At 67.3% G+C, this 19,639-nt stretch carries 16 protein-coding genes; 6 read left to right on the forward strand and 10 right to left on the reverse strand.

Going from position 1 to position 19,639, the window contains the following annotated elements; translation table 11 throughout:
* Positions 1-50: 50 nt before the first annotated feature.
* The 3 genes from KXJ60_RS18650 to KXJ60_RS18660 form a co-directional block, all read right to left on the reverse strand.
* Complete coding sequence (locus tag KXJ60_RS18650; RefSeq protein ID WP_291131362.1) at positions 51-2,072, reverse strand: DUF3488 and transglutaminase-like domain-containing protein; 2,022 nt, start codon at positions 2,070-2,072, stop codon at positions 51-53.
* A complete protein-coding gene (locus tag KXJ60_RS18655) occupies positions 2,069-3,019 on the reverse strand; it encodes a DUF58 domain-containing protein (RefSeq protein WP_291131534.1) in 951 nt (316 codons plus the stop codon). Before KXJ60_RS18655 ends, KXJ60_RS18650 begins: the two co-directional genes overlap by 4 nt.
* Before the next feature lie 107 nt (positions 3,020-3,126).
* Positions 3,127-4,047 carry a MoxR family ATPase gene (locus KXJ60_RS18660; protein ID WP_291131363.1) on the reverse strand — a complete coding sequence of 307 codons (921 nt, stop codon included), beginning with the start codon at positions 4,045-4,047 and terminating at the stop codon, positions 3,127-3,129.
* 26 nt (positions 4,048-4,073) lie between these two features.
* On the opposite strand from KXJ60_RS18660, the gene KXJ60_RS18665 reads away from it, so the two are divergent.
* From KXJ60_RS18665 to KXJ60_RS18675, 3 genes are read left to right on the forward strand one after another with little or no spacing between them, the layout of a single operon-like run.
* Positions 4,074-5,027: a histone deacetylase family protein gene (locus tag KXJ60_RS18665; protein WP_291131365.1), complete on the forward strand. Its 954-nt coding sequence runs from the start codon at positions 4,074-4,076 to the stop codon at positions 5,025-5,027.
* A 35-nt stretch (positions 5,028-5,062) separates the two neighbouring features.
* Positions 5,063-5,875, forward strand: a complete 813-nt coding sequence (locus KXJ60_RS18670; RefSeq protein WP_291131367.1) for an enoyl-CoA hydratase — start codon at positions 5,063-5,065, stop codon at positions 5,873-5,875.
* Positions 5,876-5,905: 30 nt separating this feature from the next.
* Positions 5,906-7,237: a mechanosensitive ion channel domain-containing protein gene (locus tag KXJ60_RS18675; RefSeq protein ID WP_291131369.1), complete on the forward strand. Its 1,332-nt coding sequence runs from the start codon at positions 5,906-5,908 to the stop codon at positions 7,235-7,237.
* Here KXJ60_RS18675 and KXJ60_RS18680 read toward each other — a convergent pair.
* From KXJ60_RS18680 to KXJ60_RS18710, 7 genes are all read right to left on the reverse strand, one after another.
* Positions 7,214-8,509: a TRAP transporter large permease gene (locus tag KXJ60_RS18680; protein WP_291131371.1), complete on the reverse strand. Its 1,296-nt coding sequence runs from the start codon at positions 8,507-8,509 to the stop codon at positions 7,214-7,216. The two genes, KXJ60_RS18675 and KXJ60_RS18680, sit on opposite strands and share 24 nt — an antisense overlap.
* Positions 8,506-9,000: a TRAP transporter small permease gene (locus KXJ60_RS18685; protein WP_291131373.1), complete on the reverse strand. Its 495-nt coding sequence runs from the start codon at positions 8,998-9,000 to the stop codon at positions 8,506-8,508. The genes KXJ60_RS18680 and KXJ60_RS18685 overlap by 4 nt, the downstream gene beginning before the upstream one ends.
* 78 nt (positions 9,001-9,078) lie before the next feature.
* Positions 9,079-10,092, reverse strand: coding sequence for a TRAP transporter substrate-binding protein (locus KXJ60_RS18690; protein WP_291131375.1), 1,014 nt, complete (start codon positions 10,090-10,092; stop codon positions 9,079-9,081).
* 126 nt (positions 10,093-10,218) lie between these two features.
* Positions 10,219-10,755, reverse strand: coding sequence for a hypothetical protein (locus tag KXJ60_RS18695; RefSeq protein ID WP_291131377.1), 537 nt, complete (start codon positions 10,753-10,755; stop codon positions 10,219-10,221).
* Positions 10,756-10,940: 185 nt separating this feature from the next.
* Positions 10,941-13,322: a CHASE2 domain-containing protein gene (locus KXJ60_RS18700; RefSeq protein WP_291131378.1), complete on the reverse strand. Its 2,382-nt coding sequence runs from the start codon at positions 13,320-13,322 to the stop codon at positions 10,941-10,943.
* 7 nt (positions 13,323-13,329) lie between these two features.
* Positions 13,330-15,018 (reverse strand): FecR domain-containing protein, encoded by a 1,689-nt coding sequence (locus tag KXJ60_RS18705; RefSeq protein ID WP_291131380.1) that lies wholly within the window; start codon positions 15,016-15,018, stop codon positions 13,330-13,332.
* Positions 15,015-15,731, reverse strand: a complete 717-nt coding sequence (locus KXJ60_RS18710; RefSeq protein WP_291131382.1) for a response regulator transcription factor — start codon at positions 15,729-15,731, stop codon at positions 15,015-15,017. Before KXJ60_RS18710 ends, KXJ60_RS18705 begins: the two co-directional genes overlap by 4 nt.
* 334 nt (positions 15,732-16,065) lie before the next feature.
* On the opposite strand from KXJ60_RS18710, the gene KXJ60_RS18715 reads away from it, so the two are divergent.
* From KXJ60_RS18715 to KXJ60_RS18725, 3 genes are all read left to right on the forward strand, one after another.
* Positions 16,066-16,815 (forward strand): electron transfer flavoprotein subunit beta/FixA family protein, encoded by a 750-nt coding sequence (locus KXJ60_RS18715; protein ID WP_291131384.1) that lies wholly within the window; start codon positions 16,066-16,068, stop codon positions 16,813-16,815.
* A gap of 11 nt (positions 16,816-16,826) precedes the next feature.
* The gene (locus KXJ60_RS18720) at positions 16,827-17,759 is read left to right on the forward strand and encodes an FAD-binding protein (RefSeq protein WP_291131386.1); all 933 of its coding nucleotides are present in this window, start codon (positions 16,827-16,829) and stop codon (positions 17,757-17,759) included.
* A 78-nt stretch (positions 17,760-17,837) separates the two neighbouring features.
* The gene (locus tag KXJ60_RS18725) at positions 17,838-19,628 is read left to right on the forward strand and encodes an acyl-CoA dehydrogenase (protein ID WP_291131388.1); all 1,791 of its coding nucleotides are present in this window, start codon (positions 17,838-17,840) and stop codon (positions 19,626-19,628) included.
* Positions 19,629-19,639 lie beyond the last annotated feature (11 nt).

Here is a 19,639-nt window from a genome sequence, read left to right on the forward strand (position 1 = left end):
GGCGCAGGCGGTGAATGCAGCGCGGACAGGGAACGGGACGTGAAGCGGTTTCAAAGAGGGTCTTTTCGGGGCCAGGCCAGTTGCCGGAACTCGCGTTGCAGCGCGGCCAGGGTGGGGGTGTCGGGAGCGCCCGGTCGGCTGTACCGCTGGGCTTCGAGTTGCAGCAGCCATTGTGCAATGCGTTGCGCGGCCTCCGAGCGGCCCCAGCGTTGCTGCACGCGGTGGGCCAGCTCGCGCGGCGGTGTGTGGTCGGCGCTGTCCAGGCCGAGCGCCTGCAGCCGGGTGCGGGCGCGCTGCAGCAGGCGCAGCCACGGGTCGTGCTGCTGGCGCTCCCACAGCGTCCAGGCGGCACCCAGCAGGCTCACAAAGACGATCACGCCGATCAGCACGTAGGCCAGGTCGGTCCAGCTGGGGGAGGGGAAGCCGAGGTTCTTGAGCAGGTCGAGCTGGCGGCCTTCGGTGTAGTTCAGCACCCACTGGTTCCAGCGGTTGTTGGCGGCCTCCCACGCGGCGCGCAGCTGGGCGACCATGGTGGGGTTGAGGTTGCGGATCGCGCCGGCCAGCGCGCCTTCGGGGGCGTTGAGGCGCTGCAGCGAGCCGATGCGCCCGGGCGACACGGCCGACGTGGGATCGACCCGCACCCAGCCCTGGCCTTGCAGCCACACCTCGGCCCAGGCGTGGGCGTCGCGCTGGCGTACGGTCCAGTAGCCGTCCACGCCGTTGAGCTCGCCGCCCTGGTAGCCGGTGACGATGCGCGCCGGAATGTCGAGCGCGCGCATGAGGATCACGAAGCTGCTGGCGATGTGTTCGCAGAAGCCCTGGCGGCGGTCGAACCAGAATTCGTCGGCAGTGTGCTGGCCGTACTGGCCCGGCTCCAGGGTGTAGGTGTAGCCACCGGTGCGCAGGCGGTCCATCACGGCGTTGATGATGCGCGGGCTGGCGTCGGGGCCAGGGCCGTGTTCGCGGCGCAGTTGTTGCGCAAGCACCATGGTGCGCGGGTTGTAGCCGGGCGGCAGCGACACGTGGTCCTGCAGGGCCACGGCGGGCGTGAGCGGGCCGTGGCGGAAGGTGGTGTGGCTGACCGCGGTGTAGCGCACCAGGCTGCTCATGGGGCGGTCGGTGAGCCATTGCAGCTCGCTGGTCATGCGCACGTTAGTGCCGGGGACCTCGGGCGCTTGTGAGGCGGCTTCCAGCACGAAGAGCCAGGGCCGGCGGTGCGGCTCCATGGTGACTTCGTAGCGGATGGGCTCGCCCGACACCACCAGCTCGCTGTTGAGCGCCAGGCGCGTGGGGAACTCCGAGCGGGTGGGCCGCCATTCGATGCCGTCAAAGTGGCTGAGCACCGGCCCGCGGAAGTACAGCTCGCCTTGCGGTGGCGGTCGGCCTTCGAAGCGCACGCGCAGGGCAATGGTGTCGTCGAGCACCAGCTCGGCGATCTGCCCCACGCGCATGGTGCTGGAGAGGCCGCTGCGCCCCCGGTCTTCGCTGGGCACGCCCCACAGCGGCGCCATGCGCGGAAACAGCAGGAACAGCACCAGCATGATGGGCGCGCCCATCAGGGCCATGCCGCACGCGATGCGCGCAGCCTGCGCCAGCGGCGGTCGCCCGACCGGCATGTGCGCGTTGACCAGCGCGGTGAGCAGGCCCAGCAGCGCGATCAGGATGCCGGCGGCGGTCAGCAACGACTGCGACTGGAAGAAATGCGTGAGCAGCGTGAAGAAGGCGAGGAAGAACACCACGAAGGCGTCGCGCCGCGCGCGCATCTCCAGCGTCTTCAAGGCCAGCAGCACCACCACGAGGGTGACGCCTGCGTCCTGCCCGAGCAGGGTGCCGTGTGTGGCCCAGGTGGCGGCCATGGCGATGGTGAGCAGACCCAGGCGCCAGGGCCAGCCGGGCAGCGGCAGGCCGCGCAAGACCAGCGTGGTGCGCCACACCAACACCCCGGCGGCCAGCGCCGTGCACCACACGGGAATCTGACCCACCTGCATCCCCACCACCCAGGCGACCACGGCCAGCAGGAACAGCGTGTCGCGCGTTTCGCGCGGCAGAGCGGACAAGTTGAGCGTGTTCATGCCAGCGCCAGCGCCTCCAGGCAGCGCGCCCGGTGCGCCGGGCCCTCGTCGGGTGCAATCTCGCGGCCCGGCAGGCGCAGGCCGTAGCTAAGCCCGAGGCGGTCGGCCATCAGCACCCAGGCGGTCAGGCGCGAGAGGCGCGCCTCCAGGCCGCTGTGGCCGCACTGGGCGTGGTCGAGCCACAGTTCCTGTCGCTGGGTGGAGAGCGCATCGCGGCTCACGAGCTCGTCGCGTCCGGCGGCAAACGCCTGCGCAGCCTTCTTCCACACCACAGCCTTGATCGGGTCGCCCCGCCGGTAGGCGCGCACGCCGTCAAACTCACCCGTGCTCTGCACGCGCGCGCTGCCCGAGCTCCCGGCCTGCGCCTCGCCGGGCGGGAGCGGTGGCGGCTGGAGCTCAGGGGCCGGATACACCAGCACCGTGGCGGCCGGGCGCCAGACCGTCCACACGCGAAAGGTGCCCAGCGGAAACAGCGTGAGCGCGTTCAGCGCTGGCAGCGCATGCAGGCCGCGCGCGGGCACCGGCCAGCCCACCTGCAGCGTGCTGCTGCCTTGCGCGGGCACATCGGTCCAGGCCAGCGGCGTGTGGGCCTGGTCGGCGCCGATCACGCCCAGGCCGATGCCATAGCGGGTGCGCTTGCGCTCGCTGGAGAGGCGGATGTTGAGCGCGGCCGCCTGCCCGGCGTGCACCGGGTCGGGCGGGTTCAGGTGCAGGGTGAGGCCACGCAGGTTGCCGTGGCACACGTGCATGCCCACCACCGCGCTGCCAGCCAGCAGGAAGGTGAGCAGGTAGCCCAGGTTGAGCTGGTAGTTGATGCTGGCCACGAGCAGCAGCACCAGCGTGAGCGCCAGCATCCAGCCGGCGCGCGTGGGCAGGATGTAGACGTTGCGCTGGGTGAGCGTGAGCGTGTCGCGGCGCGGCAGGCGGTTGTGCCACCAGGCCTGCAGGGCAGCGCGCGGATGTCTCCATCCAGAGGTGCCGGGGAACCGGCTTGGCCGGGCCTCAGGCACCGCCCCCCTCGCAGGGGGGACGCGCGGAGCGCGGCGGGGGGTGCTCACGGAAGCGGAGTCGCTTCCAGCAATGCACGCACCTGCTCCACCGGGCCGCGCCCGGCATCGCGCACGGGGATCAGCCGGTGAGCCACGGTCTGCGGCAGGATGGCGGCGATGTCGTCGGGTGCCACGTAGTCGCGCCCGCTCAGGTAGGCCTGCGCCTTGGCCGAGCGCACCACCGCCAGCGCGGCGCGCGGCGAGAGGCCTTGCGCAAACCAGCGCCCGCTGCGCGTGGCGGCCACGATGTCTTGAAGGTACTCCAGCACCGGCTCGGCGGTGTGCACCTGGCTCACCGTGTGCTGCAGCGCCGCGAGGTCGGCGGGCGTGAGCGCCGGTGGCAGGCGCTCCAGCATGTCGCGGCGGTCCTGGCCACGCAGCAGTTCGCGCTCGGCGGCGCGGTCGGGGTAGCCGATCGACAGCCGCATGTGGAAGCGGTCAAGCTGCGATTCGGGCAGGGCGTAGGTGCCGAGCTGGTCGTGCGGGTTCTGGGTGGCAATCACGAAGAAAGGCTCGGGCAGCGCGCGCGTTTCGCCTTCCACCGTGACCTGCTTTTCTTCCATGGCTTCGAGCAGGGCGCTCTGCGTCTTGGGGCTGGCGCGGTTGATCTCGTCGGCCAGCAGCACCTGGGCAAACACGGGGCCGGGGTGGAAGACAAAGTCTTCGCGGCCACGCTCGTAAATGGACACGCCCACCAGGTCGCTGGGCATGAGGTCGGCGGTGAATTGCACGCGCGAAAACTGCAAGCCAAACGAACGCGCCAGCGCGTGCGCCAGCGTGGTTTTTCCCACGCCAGGCACGTCTTCAATGAGCAGGTGCCCGCCGGCCAGCAAGCACGCCACGCAGTCTGAAACCTGCTGCGATTTGCCCACGATCACCGTGTTAAGCTGGTTCAGCAGCAGTTGAATTTTTGTGTCGGCTTGCATGCCGCGAACCTTACCGTAAAACCGCCATGAGCCAGGCCACGGGGTATTTCACCCACAAGGATTGTTGGAGGCACGAAATGGGCGCCGGCCACCCGGAATGCCCCGAACGGCTCGACGCGATCGAGGACCGCCTGCTCATCAGCGGCCTGGACATTGCGCTGGAGCGCCGAGAGGCCACCGCCGCCGCCATCGCCGACCTCGAACTCGCCCACGGGCGCATGCACCTGGCGTCGCTGCGCGGCCTGAGCGATCAGCTGCGCGACGACATCGCCGCCGGTGGCCCGAGCCACGCACAGGTCGACCCCGACACCTCCATCAACACCCACAGCTGGGACGCCATCCTCATGGCCGCCGGTGCCGCCATCGACGCCACCGACGCCGTCATCGCCGGTGAACTGGCCAATGCCTTCTGCGCGGTGCGCCCGCCCGGCCACCACGCCACGCGCAACCAGGCCATGGGCTTCTGTTTCGTGAACAACGTGGCCGTGGCCGCCAAGTACGCGCTGGAGCGCCACGGCTTGAAGCGCGTGGCCATCATCGATTTCGACGTGCACCACGGCAACGGCACCGAAGACATCGTGGCCGGTGACGAGCGCATCCTCATGTGCAGCTTCTACCAGCACCCGTTCTACCCACAGTGCGAGCACTCCACCGCCAGCAACCTGGTCAACCTGCCGGTGCCCGCGTACACCAAGGGCATGGACGTTCGCGAGCTGGTGGACATGATGTGGCTGCCCCGGCTGGAAGCGCACAAGCCGCAGATGATTTTTGTGAGCGCCGGTTTCGACGCCCACCGCGAAGACGACATGGCGCAGATGGGGCTGGTCGAGCAGGACTACGCCTGGATGACCGAGCGCATCAAGGAAGTGGCGCAGCGCCATGCCAAGGGCCGCATCGTGAGCTGCCTGGAAGGCGGCTACGCCCTGAGCGCGCTCGGGCGCAGCGTGGAAGCGCATCTGAGGGTCCTGGCCGGCGTCTGAACGTGGGTGACGCACGGGCGTCCCATAATGTTCCGATGACCGAGCCCACTCCCACTTCTTCACCGCCTGCCGGCGAGCCGGTGCTGTTGCAGTCGCGCGATGCGCGCGGCGTCTACACGCTGACGCTGAACACGCCGCGCAGTTTCAATGTGTTGTCCGAGGCCATGCTGTCTGCCTTGCAGGCGGCGGTGGCCAGCGTGGCTGCCGACCCGCAGGCGCGGCTGGTGGTCATGGCCGCCAGCGGCCGCGCGTTTTGTGCCGGGCACGACCTCAAGCAGATGCGTGCGTCGCCCGAGCTGGCCTACTACCAGAAGCTCTTCGCGCAGTGCTCGCGGCTGATGCTGGCGATTCGCCAGCTGGAGGTGCCGGTCGTGGCCCGCGTGCAGGGCCTGGCCACGGCGGCGGGCTGTCAATTGGTGGCGCAGTGCGACCTGGCCGTGGCCAGCGACAACGCCACCTTTGGCGTGAACGGCATCGACGTGGGCCTGTTCTGTGCCACGCCAAGTGTGGCGCTGTCGCGCAACATCCTGCCCAAGCAGGCGATGGAGATGCTGCTCACCGGCGACTTCATTTCCGCCGAAGAAGCGCGCGCGCGTGGCCTCGTCAACCGCGTGGTGGCCCCGGACGCGCTGGACGCGGCGCTGCACACGCTGGTGGATCGCATCCTGGCCAAGCCGCGCGAAGCCGTGGCCATGGGCAAGGCGCTGTTTTACCGGCAACTGGAAACCGGTATCGAGTCGGCCTACCAGCTCGCGGGCCAGACCATGGCCTGCAACATGGCGCACGACGTGGCGCAAGAAGGCGTGCAGGCGTTCATCGACAAGCGCGCGCCGAGCTGGCGCGCCTGAGTGTTATCAACTTTCGAGTTTCGTTTTCACATGAATGCTTCCGCGAATCCCAAGCCGATCGACGACATCGGTCTCTGGCTGGCCGGTTTCACGCAGCCCACGGTGCTGATCGAGCTGGTGGCGCTGCTCGTGTGCGTGGTGCTGGCGTGGGGCTTGAGCTGGGCCCTGCGCCGCGGCCTGCGCATGCAGGACGACAAGTCCTCCGTGCTGTTCGGGCGACGGCTCATTGACGGTGTGATGTTCCCGCTGGTGCTGTTGCTGCTGGGCTACGTGGCGCGCGCGCTGGTCACCACGGTCATGCCGTTGGCGGCGTTTCGGGTGGCCATACCGGTGCTGGTGTCGCTGGTGGTGATCCGGGTCGGCGTGAAGGTGCTGCAGGCCGCGTTCACCACCGCACCCTGGGTGCGTGCGCTGGAGCGCACCATTTCCTGGGTGGCGTGGCTGGCCATGGTGCTGTGGGTCAGCGGGCTGCTGCCCGTGGTGCTGGCCGAGATGGAAGACATCACCTGGAAGATTGGTTCCAGCACACTGAGCCTGCGCACATTGATTGAAGGCGTCATCACGGCGGGCGCCGTGATGATCCTGTCGCTGTGGGTGTCCGCCGCCATTGAAACGCGCCTGCTGCGCAAGGCCACGGGCGGTGATCTGTCCATGCGCAAGGCGGTGAGCAACGCCACCCGCGCGCTGCTGCTGTTCGTGGGTTTGATGATTGCGCTCTCGGCGGTGGGCATTGATCTCACCGCGCTCTCGGTGTTCAGCGGCGCCATTGGTGTGGGCATCGGCTTTGGGTTGCAGAAGCTGGCGTCCAACTACGTCAGCGGCTTTGTGATCCTGGCCGAGCGCCGCCTGCGCATTGGCGACAACGTGAAGGTCGACTCTTTCGAGGGGCGCATCCTCGACATCAACACCCGCTACAGCGTGATCCGCTCGCCTGCGGGGCGCGAGTCCATCGTGCCCAACGAACTCATGGTCATCAACCGGGTAGAGAACCTGTCGTCCGCGCTCACCCGCGTGTGGCAGACCTCGGTGGTGACGGTGGGGTACGACAGCGACGTGGAGCTGGTGGGCAGGTTGTTGCTGCAGGCGGTGAGCGAGCAGGACGCTGCCTTGAAAGAGCCGGCGCCGCAGGCTTCGCTCTCGGCGTTTGGCACCAGCGGGCTGGAGTTCACGGTGGGCTACTGGATCAACTCGGGCGATGGTGCCGAGCAGCTCAGGTTGCTCTCGTCGATCAACCTGGGCATCCTGCGTTTGCTGCGCGAGCATGGCATCGAGATGCCTTACCCGCAGAGCGTGGTGCACGTCCAGCCGCTGCCGGTGCCAGCGGCCCCGGGCGGCGCGTCACCGGGCCATCAGGCTGGGTAGCCACAGCGAGATCGCCGGGAAGGCGATCAGGATGCCCAGGCGCACCAGGTCGGCCATGACGAAGGGCCACACGCCCTGGAAGATGTGCTTGAGCTTCACCATCGGCAGGAGCGAGTTCATGACGAACAGGTTCATGCCCACGGGTGGCGAGATCATGCCGATCTCGACGATGGTGACGATGAGCACGCCGAACCACACCGGGTCAAAGCCCAGGCCGGTGATCACGGGGAAGAACACGGGGATGGTGAGCAGCACCATGGACAGCTCTTCCATCACCAGGCCCAGCGCCACATAGATCGCCATCATCACGACCACCACCATGATCGGGTGGGGGCTGAACTGCAGCAGGAAGTCGCGCAGGTCCGCAGGCATGCTGGTGAAGTTGATGAAGCTGGTGAACACCATCGCCCCGATGAGGATGGTGAACAGCATGGCGGTGGTGCGTGTGCTCTCCACCAGAATGTCCAGCAGCACGCGTGGCGTGAGGGCGCCGCGCAGCAAAGCAATCACGAAAGCCCCAGACGCACCCACGCCGGCGCCTTCGGTGGCGGTGAACACGCCGCCGTAGATGCCGCCGATGACGAGGGCGAACAGCAGTGCCACGCCCCAGATGTTGCGCATCGCCTGCATGCGCTGGCGCCAGGTGTAGCGCTCACCCGGCGGGCCGGCCAAGGGGTCGCGCCAGGTGACGTACACCACGGCCAGGCACAGGCACGCAATGGCCACCAGACCGGGCAGCACACCCGCGATGAACAATTTGCCGATGTCGGTCTCGGTGATGATCCCGTAGATCACCATGATGGTGGACGGCGGGATGAGGATGCCCAGCGTGCCGCCTGCGGCGATGGAGCCTGTGGCCAGCGTGTCCTTGTAGCCGTGGCGCTTCATTTCGGGGTAGGCCACGCGCGTCATGGTGGCGGCGGTGGCGATGGACGAACCACAGATGCAGCCGAAGCCACCCGAGGCCAGCACGCTGGCCATGGCCAGTCCGCCTTTGCGGTGACCGACGAACGAGTTCGCCGCGGTGTACAGCTCGCGCGCCATGCCGGCGCGCGCCACGAGGTTGCCCATCAGCACGAAGAGCGGGATGACCGACAGCACGTAGGCGAAACCCGTCTCGAAGATCACCTGGCTGGTGCTGGCAAACGCCGGCTGCCAGCCGCGCATGAGGCCCAGGCCCACGACGCCAGCGATGGCCATCGACAGCGCCAGCGGGATGCGCAGCAGCGCCATGGCAAACACGGCCAGAAAGCCGAGGCTGGCTTCGATCATGGTGTGGCCCCATCGATGGCAGCGGTCGGTGCCGGGACAAACACGAAAAGCAGGTGCACCAATGCGGTGATGGCCAGCATGACCGACATCATCCACGCCACGGGCGCAATGGACAGCTGCAGGTGCACGGTGGTGTCGCCGTATTCGGCGAGGCGGTCGGCGCGCGTGGTCATGAGGTAGGCGAGGAAGCCGAAACCACCGGCGCACACCAGATGCACCACGCGCGCCTGGATGCCGCGCACCCAGTCGGGCAGGTAGCTGTCGAGCGAGTCGAACACCACGTGCTCGTTGCGCCACGACACCAGGGGCAGGGCACCGAAGATCACGATGACCATGAGGATCTCGGTGAGCTCAAGGCCGCCGGGGACCGAGTGGTTGAAGAAGCGGCGGCCGGTCACGTCGACCAGGGTCAGCCACATGATGGTGAACAAGGCCATGGCGGCCATGAGGCCGGTGGACCAGCGCAGCATGCGTTCCAGCGTTTTGAGCATGGGGAGGGCGTGATGTGAAAAAGCCGGTCGGGCAGTGTGCAACAGACTGCCCGACCGGCCGGTGTGCAAGCGGGGGACTTACTTGACTTTCGCGATCTCGGCGCGGAACTCGGCCAGCACGGCCTTGGGGTTTTGCAGGCCCTTCACCTGGGCGCTGGCGGCCCATTTGGTTTCCAGGTAGTCCTGTTTGTCCATCACGGCCTTCACGAAGGCCTTGTCGGCCACGATGCGGGTCACGCCCTGGGTTTTCTGCAGTTCGCGGCTGGCGGCATCCACCTTGTCCCAGCCTTCGCCGAACATGCGCGCGGCGGTTTCGCCGGAGAGCTTGTCGACCACAGCCTTGTCTTGCGGCGACAGCGCGTTGTACTTGGCCTGGTTCATCATGAAGACGAAGCTGGTGTTGTACAGGCCGCCCGGGAAGGTGGTGGCGTGGCGCACCATGCTGAGCTTGAACGACGCCACCGATTCGTCGGGGAAGAAGGTGCCGTCCATCACGCCGGTGGACAACATCTCGAAGGATTCGGGCGCGGGCTTGAGGGTGGTGTTCCAGCCCATGGCCTTGGAGAGCTCGTTGATGTTGCCGCCACCGATGCGGAACTTGAGCTTGGCGGCGTCGGCGGCGCTGGCCACCGGTTGTTTGGTGGTGAAGATGATGCCTGGGCCATGGGTGAACACCGCCAGCGCCTTGACGCCCCGGTGCTCGCCCAGTGGCGCGAAGTATTTGCTGTAGATGCGCTGATAGGCCACCGAGGTGGCCGTGGCACTGTTGCCCAGGAACGGGAATTCCGCGACCTGCGTGTTGATGAAGCGCCCGGGCGTGTAGCCGTCGACCGTGTAGGAGATGTCGGCCAGGCCGTCGCGCACCGCGTCGAAGGTGCCGGGAGCGGCGGCCACCCCTTTGGGCAGGATGTTGCATTTCATGCGGCCTGCGCTTTCCTTCTCCAGCAGGTCACACCAGTTCTTCTGCACCGTGCTCAGGGTGTGCGCGGGTGGAACCCAGCTGGAGACGGTGAACACCGTCTGCGCCGAGGCCACGCCGCCTGAAACAGCGGTGGCAAACAGCAGGGCACGGCTAAGGCTGCGAGCATTCATTCAAGGTCTCCTGGGAGGGCGATCACAGTGAGCGCAGCCCGATGCAGGCCGGCGAAATCACTATAGGCGATGGCCTGCGTGCGTCTGCTACAGACTTACCCGGATGGCCCTCGGACCGCGCCTTGCTCAGGGGTTGGCAGGCAAGGCTTCGGAGCGCTGAAGCGGCAGACGGGGCCGCGACGATGGCCCGTGCGCCGCTGCGATCCCCATGGTGTGCAGCACGCGTTCGCCGGCCGCGAGCTGTTCGTGTTCGGCCAGGGTGCGCAGATCGCCAAACAGGCGCGTGGCGTTGTCGGGCGGCGTCACCGCCCGGGTGGCGAGGTACCAGAGGCGGAACACGTGCGCGGCGTCCGAGAGCGGCAAGCGGTGCTTGAGGTTCATCACCGTGGCAAACAGGTAGTCGGCCGTGCTCTCATTGGGCGCCTTGCCGTTGCGCAGCGGGCTGGGGTTGCTTTGCCACACCGGGCTGTTGACCAGTCGCTGCACGCGCCGGGCGCGGCCCAGCCCGCGGTCCACTTGCAGGGGCGAGTCCCAGGCGCGCACAGGGTCGTCCAGGCCTGAGCTGCTGGCGCTGGCGCGCGCGAGCTCAAGCGCCATGGCATTCGCCCGTTCGGGGTCCTGGCGGCTGAACAGCAATTGGGCAACACCGCCGACCCGTCTCATGGTGGTCGCCACCGCGGCGGCCTCGCCGCCCGGTGCATGCGCTATCGGGGGGCGGTGTGTCGTTGGGGTGCTCATGGGGTCTACGAAATTCGGATGCGAAGCGCCAGCGTAGTGAGTGCCGCCTTCGAACACAAACGCTTTAACAGTCGCATAACAGAGCGACGCCACAGCGCAGCCGGGTGGCTTCAGGGCGCGCGGGATTCGCTGGCCGCGAGCGTGAAGTGAAAGGTGGAGCCGCGGCCGGGTTCGCTGCTCACCTGAATGTGCCCGCCGTGGCGTTCGACCACGGTGCGCACGAACGCCAACCCCAGTCCCACGCCGCGTGTGGCGCTCTGCTCGTGGTCAAGCCTGCTGAATGGCCGGAACAGGCGTTGCTGCTCTTCGGCCGTCATGCCGGGGCCCTGGTCGGTGACGGACACGCGCCACGCGCTGCCAGCCCGCTGCACACCGCATGAGACGGTGGTGTGCGCGGCGGTGTACTTCACCGCGTTGCCCAGCAGGTTGGTCAAGGCGCGGCCGAGCAGGCCGCGGTCGGCTTCACACAGCGCAGGACCGTCGGGGCGCTGCACTTCGATGCGCACGCCGCGCGCCTGCGCCTGCGGCCACGTCTCGTCCACGGCGTCGTCCAGCAGATCCACCAGATCGGCGGTGCTCATCTGGTACGCGCTCGATTCGGCGCGCGCGAGCTGCACAAACTCTTCGGCCAGATCGAGGGTGCGCCGCGCATGGCGTTCGATGCGCTCCAGGGTGTCCTGCGGCACCGGCATGTCCGGGTCGAGTCGCTGCACGGCCAGCAGCGCGAGGATGGAAGACTGCGGCGAGCGCATGTCGTGCGAGATGAAGCGCAGCGCCACATCGCGCTGGCGTTCGGCTTCCCGAATCGGTGTGATGTCCACCAGGCTGGCGATCCAGCTCGTGGTCTGGCCATCGGTGTTGAAGCAGGGCACGAGGCGAACGAGCAGGTCGCGCCCGTCGGCGTCGCGGGCTTCCGAGCCCCAGGGCTCGGGTTCGCCCGCCAGCCGTTCGGTGTCGAACACCGGTTGTTGCGCCGTGCCGGCGCGGTAGACGCCTTCGAGCAGCGCGCTCAAGTGTTGGCCCCGCAGCCGAGCCACCTGGCGGTCGGCGAAATACCGGTGCGCGGCCTGGTTGGCGGCCAGCACCTGGCCGTTGGCATCGGCAATCAGGGTGGCGTCTGGCAGGCTGTTGAGCGTCTCGCCCACAAAGCGGTTGAGGTTGCGCAGTTGGGCCGAGGCGTTTTGCAGGGCATCGATGTGCCTGTCGAGCAGGTCGCCAGAGCGCGCGGCAGGCAGCATGGTCGGCAGTTCCCGGCGCGTCTCCATGCGCTGGAACTCTTCGAGCAAATAACCCATGGCGGCGCGCAGCCTGCGCCACACCCACAGCGGGTACGCAAGCAGCACGCCCAGCAACGCGGCCGTGGGGGCAAACTGCACGCCGAGTGTGCTGGGCGCAGCAGCCGTGGCGGCCAGGATCACCAGCAACAGCGCGCCGCTGACCAGCAGCGATGCGGTGGGCGTCAGCAGCAGCACGGCCAGCAGCGCCAAGGCCACGGGAACGGCGGTGAACCAGGCGTTTTGCCAGGCGCTGGCGCGCACCAGACGCTGGTCCAGCAACAGGGCGTTCATCACGTTGGCCGCGATCTCCACGCCGGGCATCAACTCGGCCTGGCCTGACCGTGGCGTGGCGTAGGCATCGCCCATGCCTGCGGCGGTGGCGCCCACAAGCACGTACTTGCCCGCCAGCTGCGCGGCAGGTACCTTGCCCTTGAGCACGTCCGCGTAGGACACCCGCGCAAAGCTGCCTGCGGGTCCGGCAAAGGGAATCTGAATCCAGTGGTCGCGCTGCCATGCCCCGGGGCTTGGCGGGTGCGCGGCCGGGGCGCGCAGGCCAGGCAGTGTGTGCGCGGGCGTGAAGCCGCCTGCGCGCAGCACGGCGAGCGAAAAATGGTCCCACCAGGTCTGGCCATCGCCTTCGCGCAAAAAGGTGCTGCGCACGATGCCGTCGTTGTCGATTTCGAGGTGGATGTGACCCGTGGCCAGGGCCGATGCCGCCAGCTCGGGCACCGGGCTTGCCCGCGCCAGGCGGCCCGTGCCCTGCGCGTCCATCAGCACCATCGGCAGAACGACCTTGCCGTTGCGCGCCATGGCATCGGCGAGCAAGGTGTCGTCCAGAGGGTCTTCAAGACCCGGCTCCACGAGGATCAGGTCCAGGCCCACGGCGCGCGGTCCGGCGGCGGTGATCTGGTCCAGCGCTGCGGCGTGAATCGCCCGCCGCCAGGGCCATCGGCCCACCTCGTTCAGGCTCTGGTCGTCGATCGCCACGATCACGATGTCGGGCGATACGGCCTGCCTGCCCAGCCTTGACAGCTGGTCGTTCAACGCCAGATCCATGTGCTCCAGGCCCCGAGAACACACCAGTGCCACCACGGCTGCCAGCAGCAACACGGCGAGCAGACACCATTCGAGCCAGCGCGTGCGCGGGCGGCGCGCGCGCGCGATCGGCTCCAGCAGTTGCGAGGTGAGGGGTTCGGTGGCGGGGCGCGTGTCCACGCGGCGATCAGTGCGTGCCAGGCCGCACCGCGCGGCCATCGGAGCTGTGTAGCGGCTGGGCGTCCGAGGTGGTCACGCGTGCCTGCACGTCGAGTCGTTGTGACGCGCTCCAGGCGCCTGCCAGACCTTGTGCATCGATCTGCCGCACCCTCAGGTGGTAGGTGCCTGCGGCGGGCATCGGTCGCGTGAACGACGGGCTGGCGAGCCGCTGGTCGTCGAGCAACTGGGCGAAGGCTGCATCGCGCGCGATCTGCAGCTGATGGGTCCAGGGGCCGCCGGGGCTGGCGCCCCAGGCCACCGCGAGCGTGTCCGCACCACCGCTGCGCGTGCGGGGTGCATCGGGCGTGGGTGGCAGCGCGATGACCTCGAACGGCACGGGCGCACTGAAAGGGCCCTGGTCGCGCTGCCCTTGTGCATCGAGCGCCACCGCAGCCACCCGCCACAGGTAGGCGCCCGGTTGCAGCGTGCGCACGACATGCTGGCAGCGGTCAAGGTCGGGCGTTTGCGCGACGAGGTCCTTGAAAGCGGCATCGCGTGCGACCTGAAAGCGGTAGCCCACAACACCACCCGTCTCGGTGCACGACAGCTCCACCATGGGCGCCACGGCCCGGCTGCCCGGTCGGGGTTCCAGCAACAACGGCGCCTGGGGACGCGCATTGACCACCACGCGTCGAACCGCCTGCGCACCCGGAATGCCTTGTGCGTCGAGGGCGCGCACCGAGACCAGATAGTTGCCGTCGTCCACCCCCGCAAAACGCGCCAGGGGTTCATTGAACGTGGCGTTGCGCACCACGTTCTGTGCCGCTTCGTCGGTGGACACGCGCACGTGCCACGCCTGCGCACCGGCATCGCGCGCCAGCGGCAGTTCAAGTCGGGCGATGTCTTCCAGCACGTCTGGAACACTTGAAAGATCCGGTGCAGCCAACAAGGACGCCACGCTGACGGCAGCGCCCACACGGGCACCCTGACCCGCTCGCACCAGGGCGGGCGCACCGCGCGACGCAGCGAGTGAACGCACCTCGATGGCGCCTTCGCGCACATCGCCAATCAGGTCGCCGCCGGGGCCAACGGCCACGCCAAAGGTGGTGCCGCGCACGCCGCCCACCGCGCGCGGCGTGAACACCTCAAAGCGGCTGCGCGGCGTGGGCAGGGGCGTCACAGTGGCATCCACGCGACCTTGCTCGATCTGGATGCGCGACTGAACGTGACCCGCAGCGGGGGCATGCCGCAGTTCGCGCAGGCGCGCACGGGTGCCGCCTGGCAGCCGCACCAGCGAGCCGTCGGCCAGGCGCAAGGTCACAAATCCGCCCTCGCCCACATCGATCTGTGCACCTTCTCCCACGCGTGCGCCCGTCAGCAGTGGCGCGGAAGCCGCCGTGGGCTCCACCTGCACGCCTACCGGCGCAGCGACATGCAGCACGTCTGCAACGGCGGACTGCGCGCGCGCCAGGCTGGCAGGAATCCGCAGCGTGCTGCCCGGCATCAGCCGGCGCGGGTCGCTGACGCGGTTGATGCGTTGCAGTTGCCTCCACTGCGCGGGGTCTTCCAGATAACGCCGCGAGAGTTCGTACAGGTTGTCCCCGGGCTGCACGGTGTGCACGTGCTCGGCTTGGGCGAGCGTTGATCCGCCCATGACCGCCACAGCGAAGAGGATCGCGCAGCGCAGTCCGGCGCAGGTGCAGGGAAGGCGTTTCATGTGGTGCTGGGCAGCGCCGCTGGCGGCACGCCCACATCTTCGAGGCGGTAGCCATGGTTGTACACAGACACCAGCTTGTAGCCGTTGTCCGCGCGCAGGCGCAGTTTGCTGCGCACGTGCGACATGTACACGTCCAGCGAGCGCGACGAGATGTCCGCGTCAATGCCCCACACCGATTCAATCAGGTGCGCGCGCGAAAGCAGGCGGCCCAGGTTGTGGAACATGATGAGCGCGAGCTCATACTCCTTGGCGTTGAGGCCAGTGACTTCCACCCCGAGCAGGCTCACGCTGCGGTCCTGAACCAGAAACCGGTAGGGCCCCCAGACCAGTTCGTTTGAAGGCGGAATGTGCCCGCCGCGGCGCAGCAAGGCCATCAGGCGCGCGCGCAGTTCGACCACGCGCGACGACTTGACCATGTAGTCATCGGCACCTGCGCCGAGTCCCTCGACGATGTCCCGCTCGTCGCTGCGGTTGGTCATCATCAGGATCGGGACAGGCGTCATGGCCATTCGGCGCAGGGCACGAATGACGTCGATGCCGGTCACGTCGGGCAGGCCCCAGTCGACGATGAACAGGTCAAACGTCTCCTTCGGCAAAACGCGCATCAACGCGTTGGCGTTCTCAAAAAGATGGCAGTCGTGTCCCATGGATGCGACGACTGCCTTGACCAGATCCAGTTGCGCTGGATCGTCATCAATGACGGCAATGCGCATGTGGCTTGGGCAAATAGGACAAGGGGTTCCCTGAATGTTTTTCACGAATATATCGATGGACCAGCGGTGACGCAGCCGTTTTGACAATCTCTTAAGAATTGAGTCGCGTCAGCCGCCTGTCGATGGCGGCTGCTTCTGCGTTTCGCGCATGCGTCTTCCCAGCAAGGCGGATAGCGCCTACAATCGCAAAAAAGCACGATCGTTCTTTTATTCCTTCGTACCGTACCCCCTGGGGTTTAAGCGGAGGAGTGCGAGACCCGCGGCATACAATCCGCGAATTGACGTGCACGTCAATTCGTGACGACATTTTTCCAATCATCAGGAGCAGCCCAACATGAAGGTCATCGTCCCCGTCAAGCGCGTGGTGGATTACAACGTCAAGGTACGCGTCAAGAGCGACGGCAGTGGCGTGGACATTGCCAACGTCAAGATGAGCATGAACCCGTTTGACGAGATCGCGGTGGAAGAAGCCGTGCGCCTGAAGGAAAAGGGCGTGGTCACGGAAGTGATCGCGGTCTCCTGCGGTGTGACGCAGTGCCAGGAAACGCTGCGCACCGCGATGGCCATTGGTGCCGACCGCGCCATCCTGGTCGAGACCACCGCCGAGCTGCAGCCGCTGGCCGTGGCCAAGCTGCTCAAGGCACTGGTGGACAAGGAGCAACCCCAGCTCGTCATCCTGGGCAAGCAGGCCATTGACGACGACTGCAACCAGACCGGGCAGATGCTAGCGGCGCTGGCCGGGCTGCCGCAAGCCACGTTTGCATCGAAGGTGGAAGTGGCCGATGGCAAGGCGAATGTCACGCGTGAAGTGGACGGCGGTCTGGAGACCCTCTCGATCACGCTGCCTGCGGTGATCACCACCGACCTGCGCCTGAACGAGCCGCGCTACGTGACGCTGCCCAACATCATGAAGGCCAAGAAGAAGCCGCTGGAGACGCTCAAGCCCGAAGACCTCGGTGTGGATGTGGCCCCGCGCATCAAGACCCTGAAGGTCAGCGAGCCGCCCAAGCGCGGTGCCGGCATCAAGGTGCCCGACGTGGCCACGCTGGTGAGCAAGCTCAAGACCGAAGCCAAAGTGATCTGAGGACCGAACAAATGACCGCACTCGTTATTGCCGAACACGACAACGCCACCATCAAGGGCGCAACCCTCAACACCGTGACTGCCGCCGCCCAGTGCGGTGGTGACGTGCATGTGCTCGTGGCCGGGCACAACGCTGCCGAAGCAGCGAAGGCCGCCAGCCAGATTGCTGGCGTGGCCAAGGTGATCCACGCCGATGCCCCGGGCTTCGAGCATGGGCTGGCCGAGAACGTGGCCGCGCAGGTGCTGACCATCGCCGGCAACTACAGCCACATCCTGTTCCCCGCCACCGCCAGCGGCAAGAACGTCGCGCCGCGCGTGGCCGCCACGCTGGACGTGGGCCAGGTCAGCGACATCACCAAGGTGGTGAGCGCCGACACCTTCGAGCGTCCCATCTACGCGGGCAACGCGATTGCCACCGTGCAGGCCGCTGACGCCACCAAGGTCATCACCGTGCGCACCACGGGCTTCGACCCGGCTGCGGCCACCGGCGGCAGCGCAGCGGTGGAAGCCGCCACGGCCGCCGCCGATGACGGCAAGAGCCAGTTCGTGGGCAGCGAGATCGCCAAGAGCGACCGCCCCGAGCTCACCGCGGCCAAGATCATCGTCTCGGGTGGTCGCGCGCTGGGCAGCGCGGAGAAGTTCAACGAGGTCATGACGCCGCTGGCCGACAAGCTCGGTGCGGCGCTGGGCGCCAGCCGTGCGGCGGTGGACGCGGGCTACGCGCCCAACGACTGGCAGGTGGGGCAGACGGGCAAGATCGTGGCGCCCCAGCTGTACATCGCAGCCGGCATCTCCGGCGCCATCCAGCATCTGGCCGGCATGAAGGACTCCAAGGTGATCGTGGCGATCAACAAGGACCCCGAAGCCCCGATCTTCTCGGTGGCGGACTACGGCCTGGAGGCCGACCTGTTTGAGGCCGTGCCGGAATTGATCAAGGCGCTCTGAGCCCTCTCACCAGCACAAGGGCATCGTTCGCGATGCCCTTGCTGTATCTGAACACTTGAATTTCATGGAGACATGACGATGAGCTACACCGCACCCCTCAAGGACATGCTTTTCGATATCGAGCACCTGGCCCTCATCGACGAAGTCGCACGGTTGCCGGGTTTTGAAGATGCCGGCCTGGAAACCGCGCAAGCCGTGCTCGAAGAGTGCGCCAAGCTCAATGAGGGCGTGATTGCGCCGCTGAACTGGGAGGGGGACAAGAACCCCTCGTTCTTCAAAGATGGCTCGGTGACCACCACGCCGGGTTTCAAGGAAGCCTTCAAGCAATACGCCGAAGGCGGCTGGCAGGGCCTGCAGCACCCGACCGACTTCGGCGGCCAGGGCCTGCCCAAGACCATCGGCGCCGCCTGTGGCGAGATCCTGAACAGCGCCAACATGAGCTTTGCGCTGTGCCCGCTGCTCACCGACGGCGCGATCGAAGCCCTGTTGACCGCCGGCAGCGACGAGCTCAAGGCCACCTATCTCGAGAAGCTGGTGAGCGGCCAGTGGACCGGCACCATGAACCTGACCGAGCCGCAGGCCGGCTCCGATCTGGCCGCCGTGCGCAGCCGCGCCGAGCCGCAGCCCGACGGCAGCTACAAGGTGTTCGGCACCAAGATCTACATCACCTACGGTGAGCACGACATGGCCGAGAACATCGTGCACCTCGTGCTGGCGCGCGTGACCGGCGCGCCCGAGGGCGTGAAAGGCATCAGCCTGTTTGTGGTGCCCAAGTTCATGGTGAACAAAGACGGTTCGCTCGGCGCGCGCAACGACGTGCACTGTGTGAGCATCGAGCACAAGATGGGCATCAAGGCGAGCCCCACGGCCGTGCTGCAGTACGGCGACCATGGCGGCGCCACGGGCTTCCTGGTGGGTCAGGAGAACAGGGGGCTGGAGTACATGTTCATCATGATGAACGCCGCGCGCTATGCCGTGGGTGTGCAGGGCATCGCGATTGCAGAGCGCGCCTACCAGAAGGCCGTGGGCTATGCGAAGGACCGCGTCCAGAGCCGTCCTGTCGATGGCTCGATGAACGCGGCTGCGCCCATCATTCACCACCCCGATGTCAAGCGCATGCTCATGACCATGCGCGCCTCCACCGAAGGTTGCCGCGCCATGGCCAGCGTGGCGGCCGCCGCCTACGACGCCGCGCATCACCACGCCGATGCCGAAGTGCGCAAGCAGAACGCGGCTTTCTACGAATTCCTGGTGCCGCTGGTCAAGGGCTACAGCACGGAGATGAGTCTCGAAGTCACGAGCCTGGGCGTGCAGGTGCACGGTGGCATGGGCTTCATTGAAGAAACCGGCGCGGCGCAGTACTACCGCGACGCCAAGATCCTCACCATCTACGAAGGCACCACGGCGATCCAGGCCAACGACCTCGTGGGCCGCAAGACCGCCCGCGATGGCGGCACCGGCGCCAAGGCCATCGCCGCGCAGATCGAAAAGACGGAAGCCGAACTGGCGCAGCGCAGCAGCGCCAACGCCAAGGCCGTGCACCTGCGCCTGAAGGCCGCGCGCGAGGCGTTCGTCGAGGTGGTGGAGTTCATCGCTGCCAACACCAAGTCCAACCCCAACGCCGCGTTTGCGGGCAGCGTGCCCTACCTCATGCTCGCAGGCAATCTCATGGCGGGCTGGCAGATGGCGCGCGCGCTGATGGTGGCCGAGGACTTGTCCGCCAAGGGACAGGACACCGCATTCATGCAGGCCAAGATCACGACAGCGCGTTTTTATGCCGATCACATCCTCAGCCGCGCACCCGGTGTGCGCGACAGCATCGTGCACGGTGCCGAGGCCGTGACCGCGCTCGCCATTGAATCGTTCTGAACCGAACCACC

It is taken from the genome of Hydrogenophaga sp. (genome assembly GCF_019264445.1).
Classification (GTDB): Bacteria; Pseudomonadota; Gammaproteobacteria; order Burkholderiales; family Burkholderiaceae_C; genus Hydrogenophaga.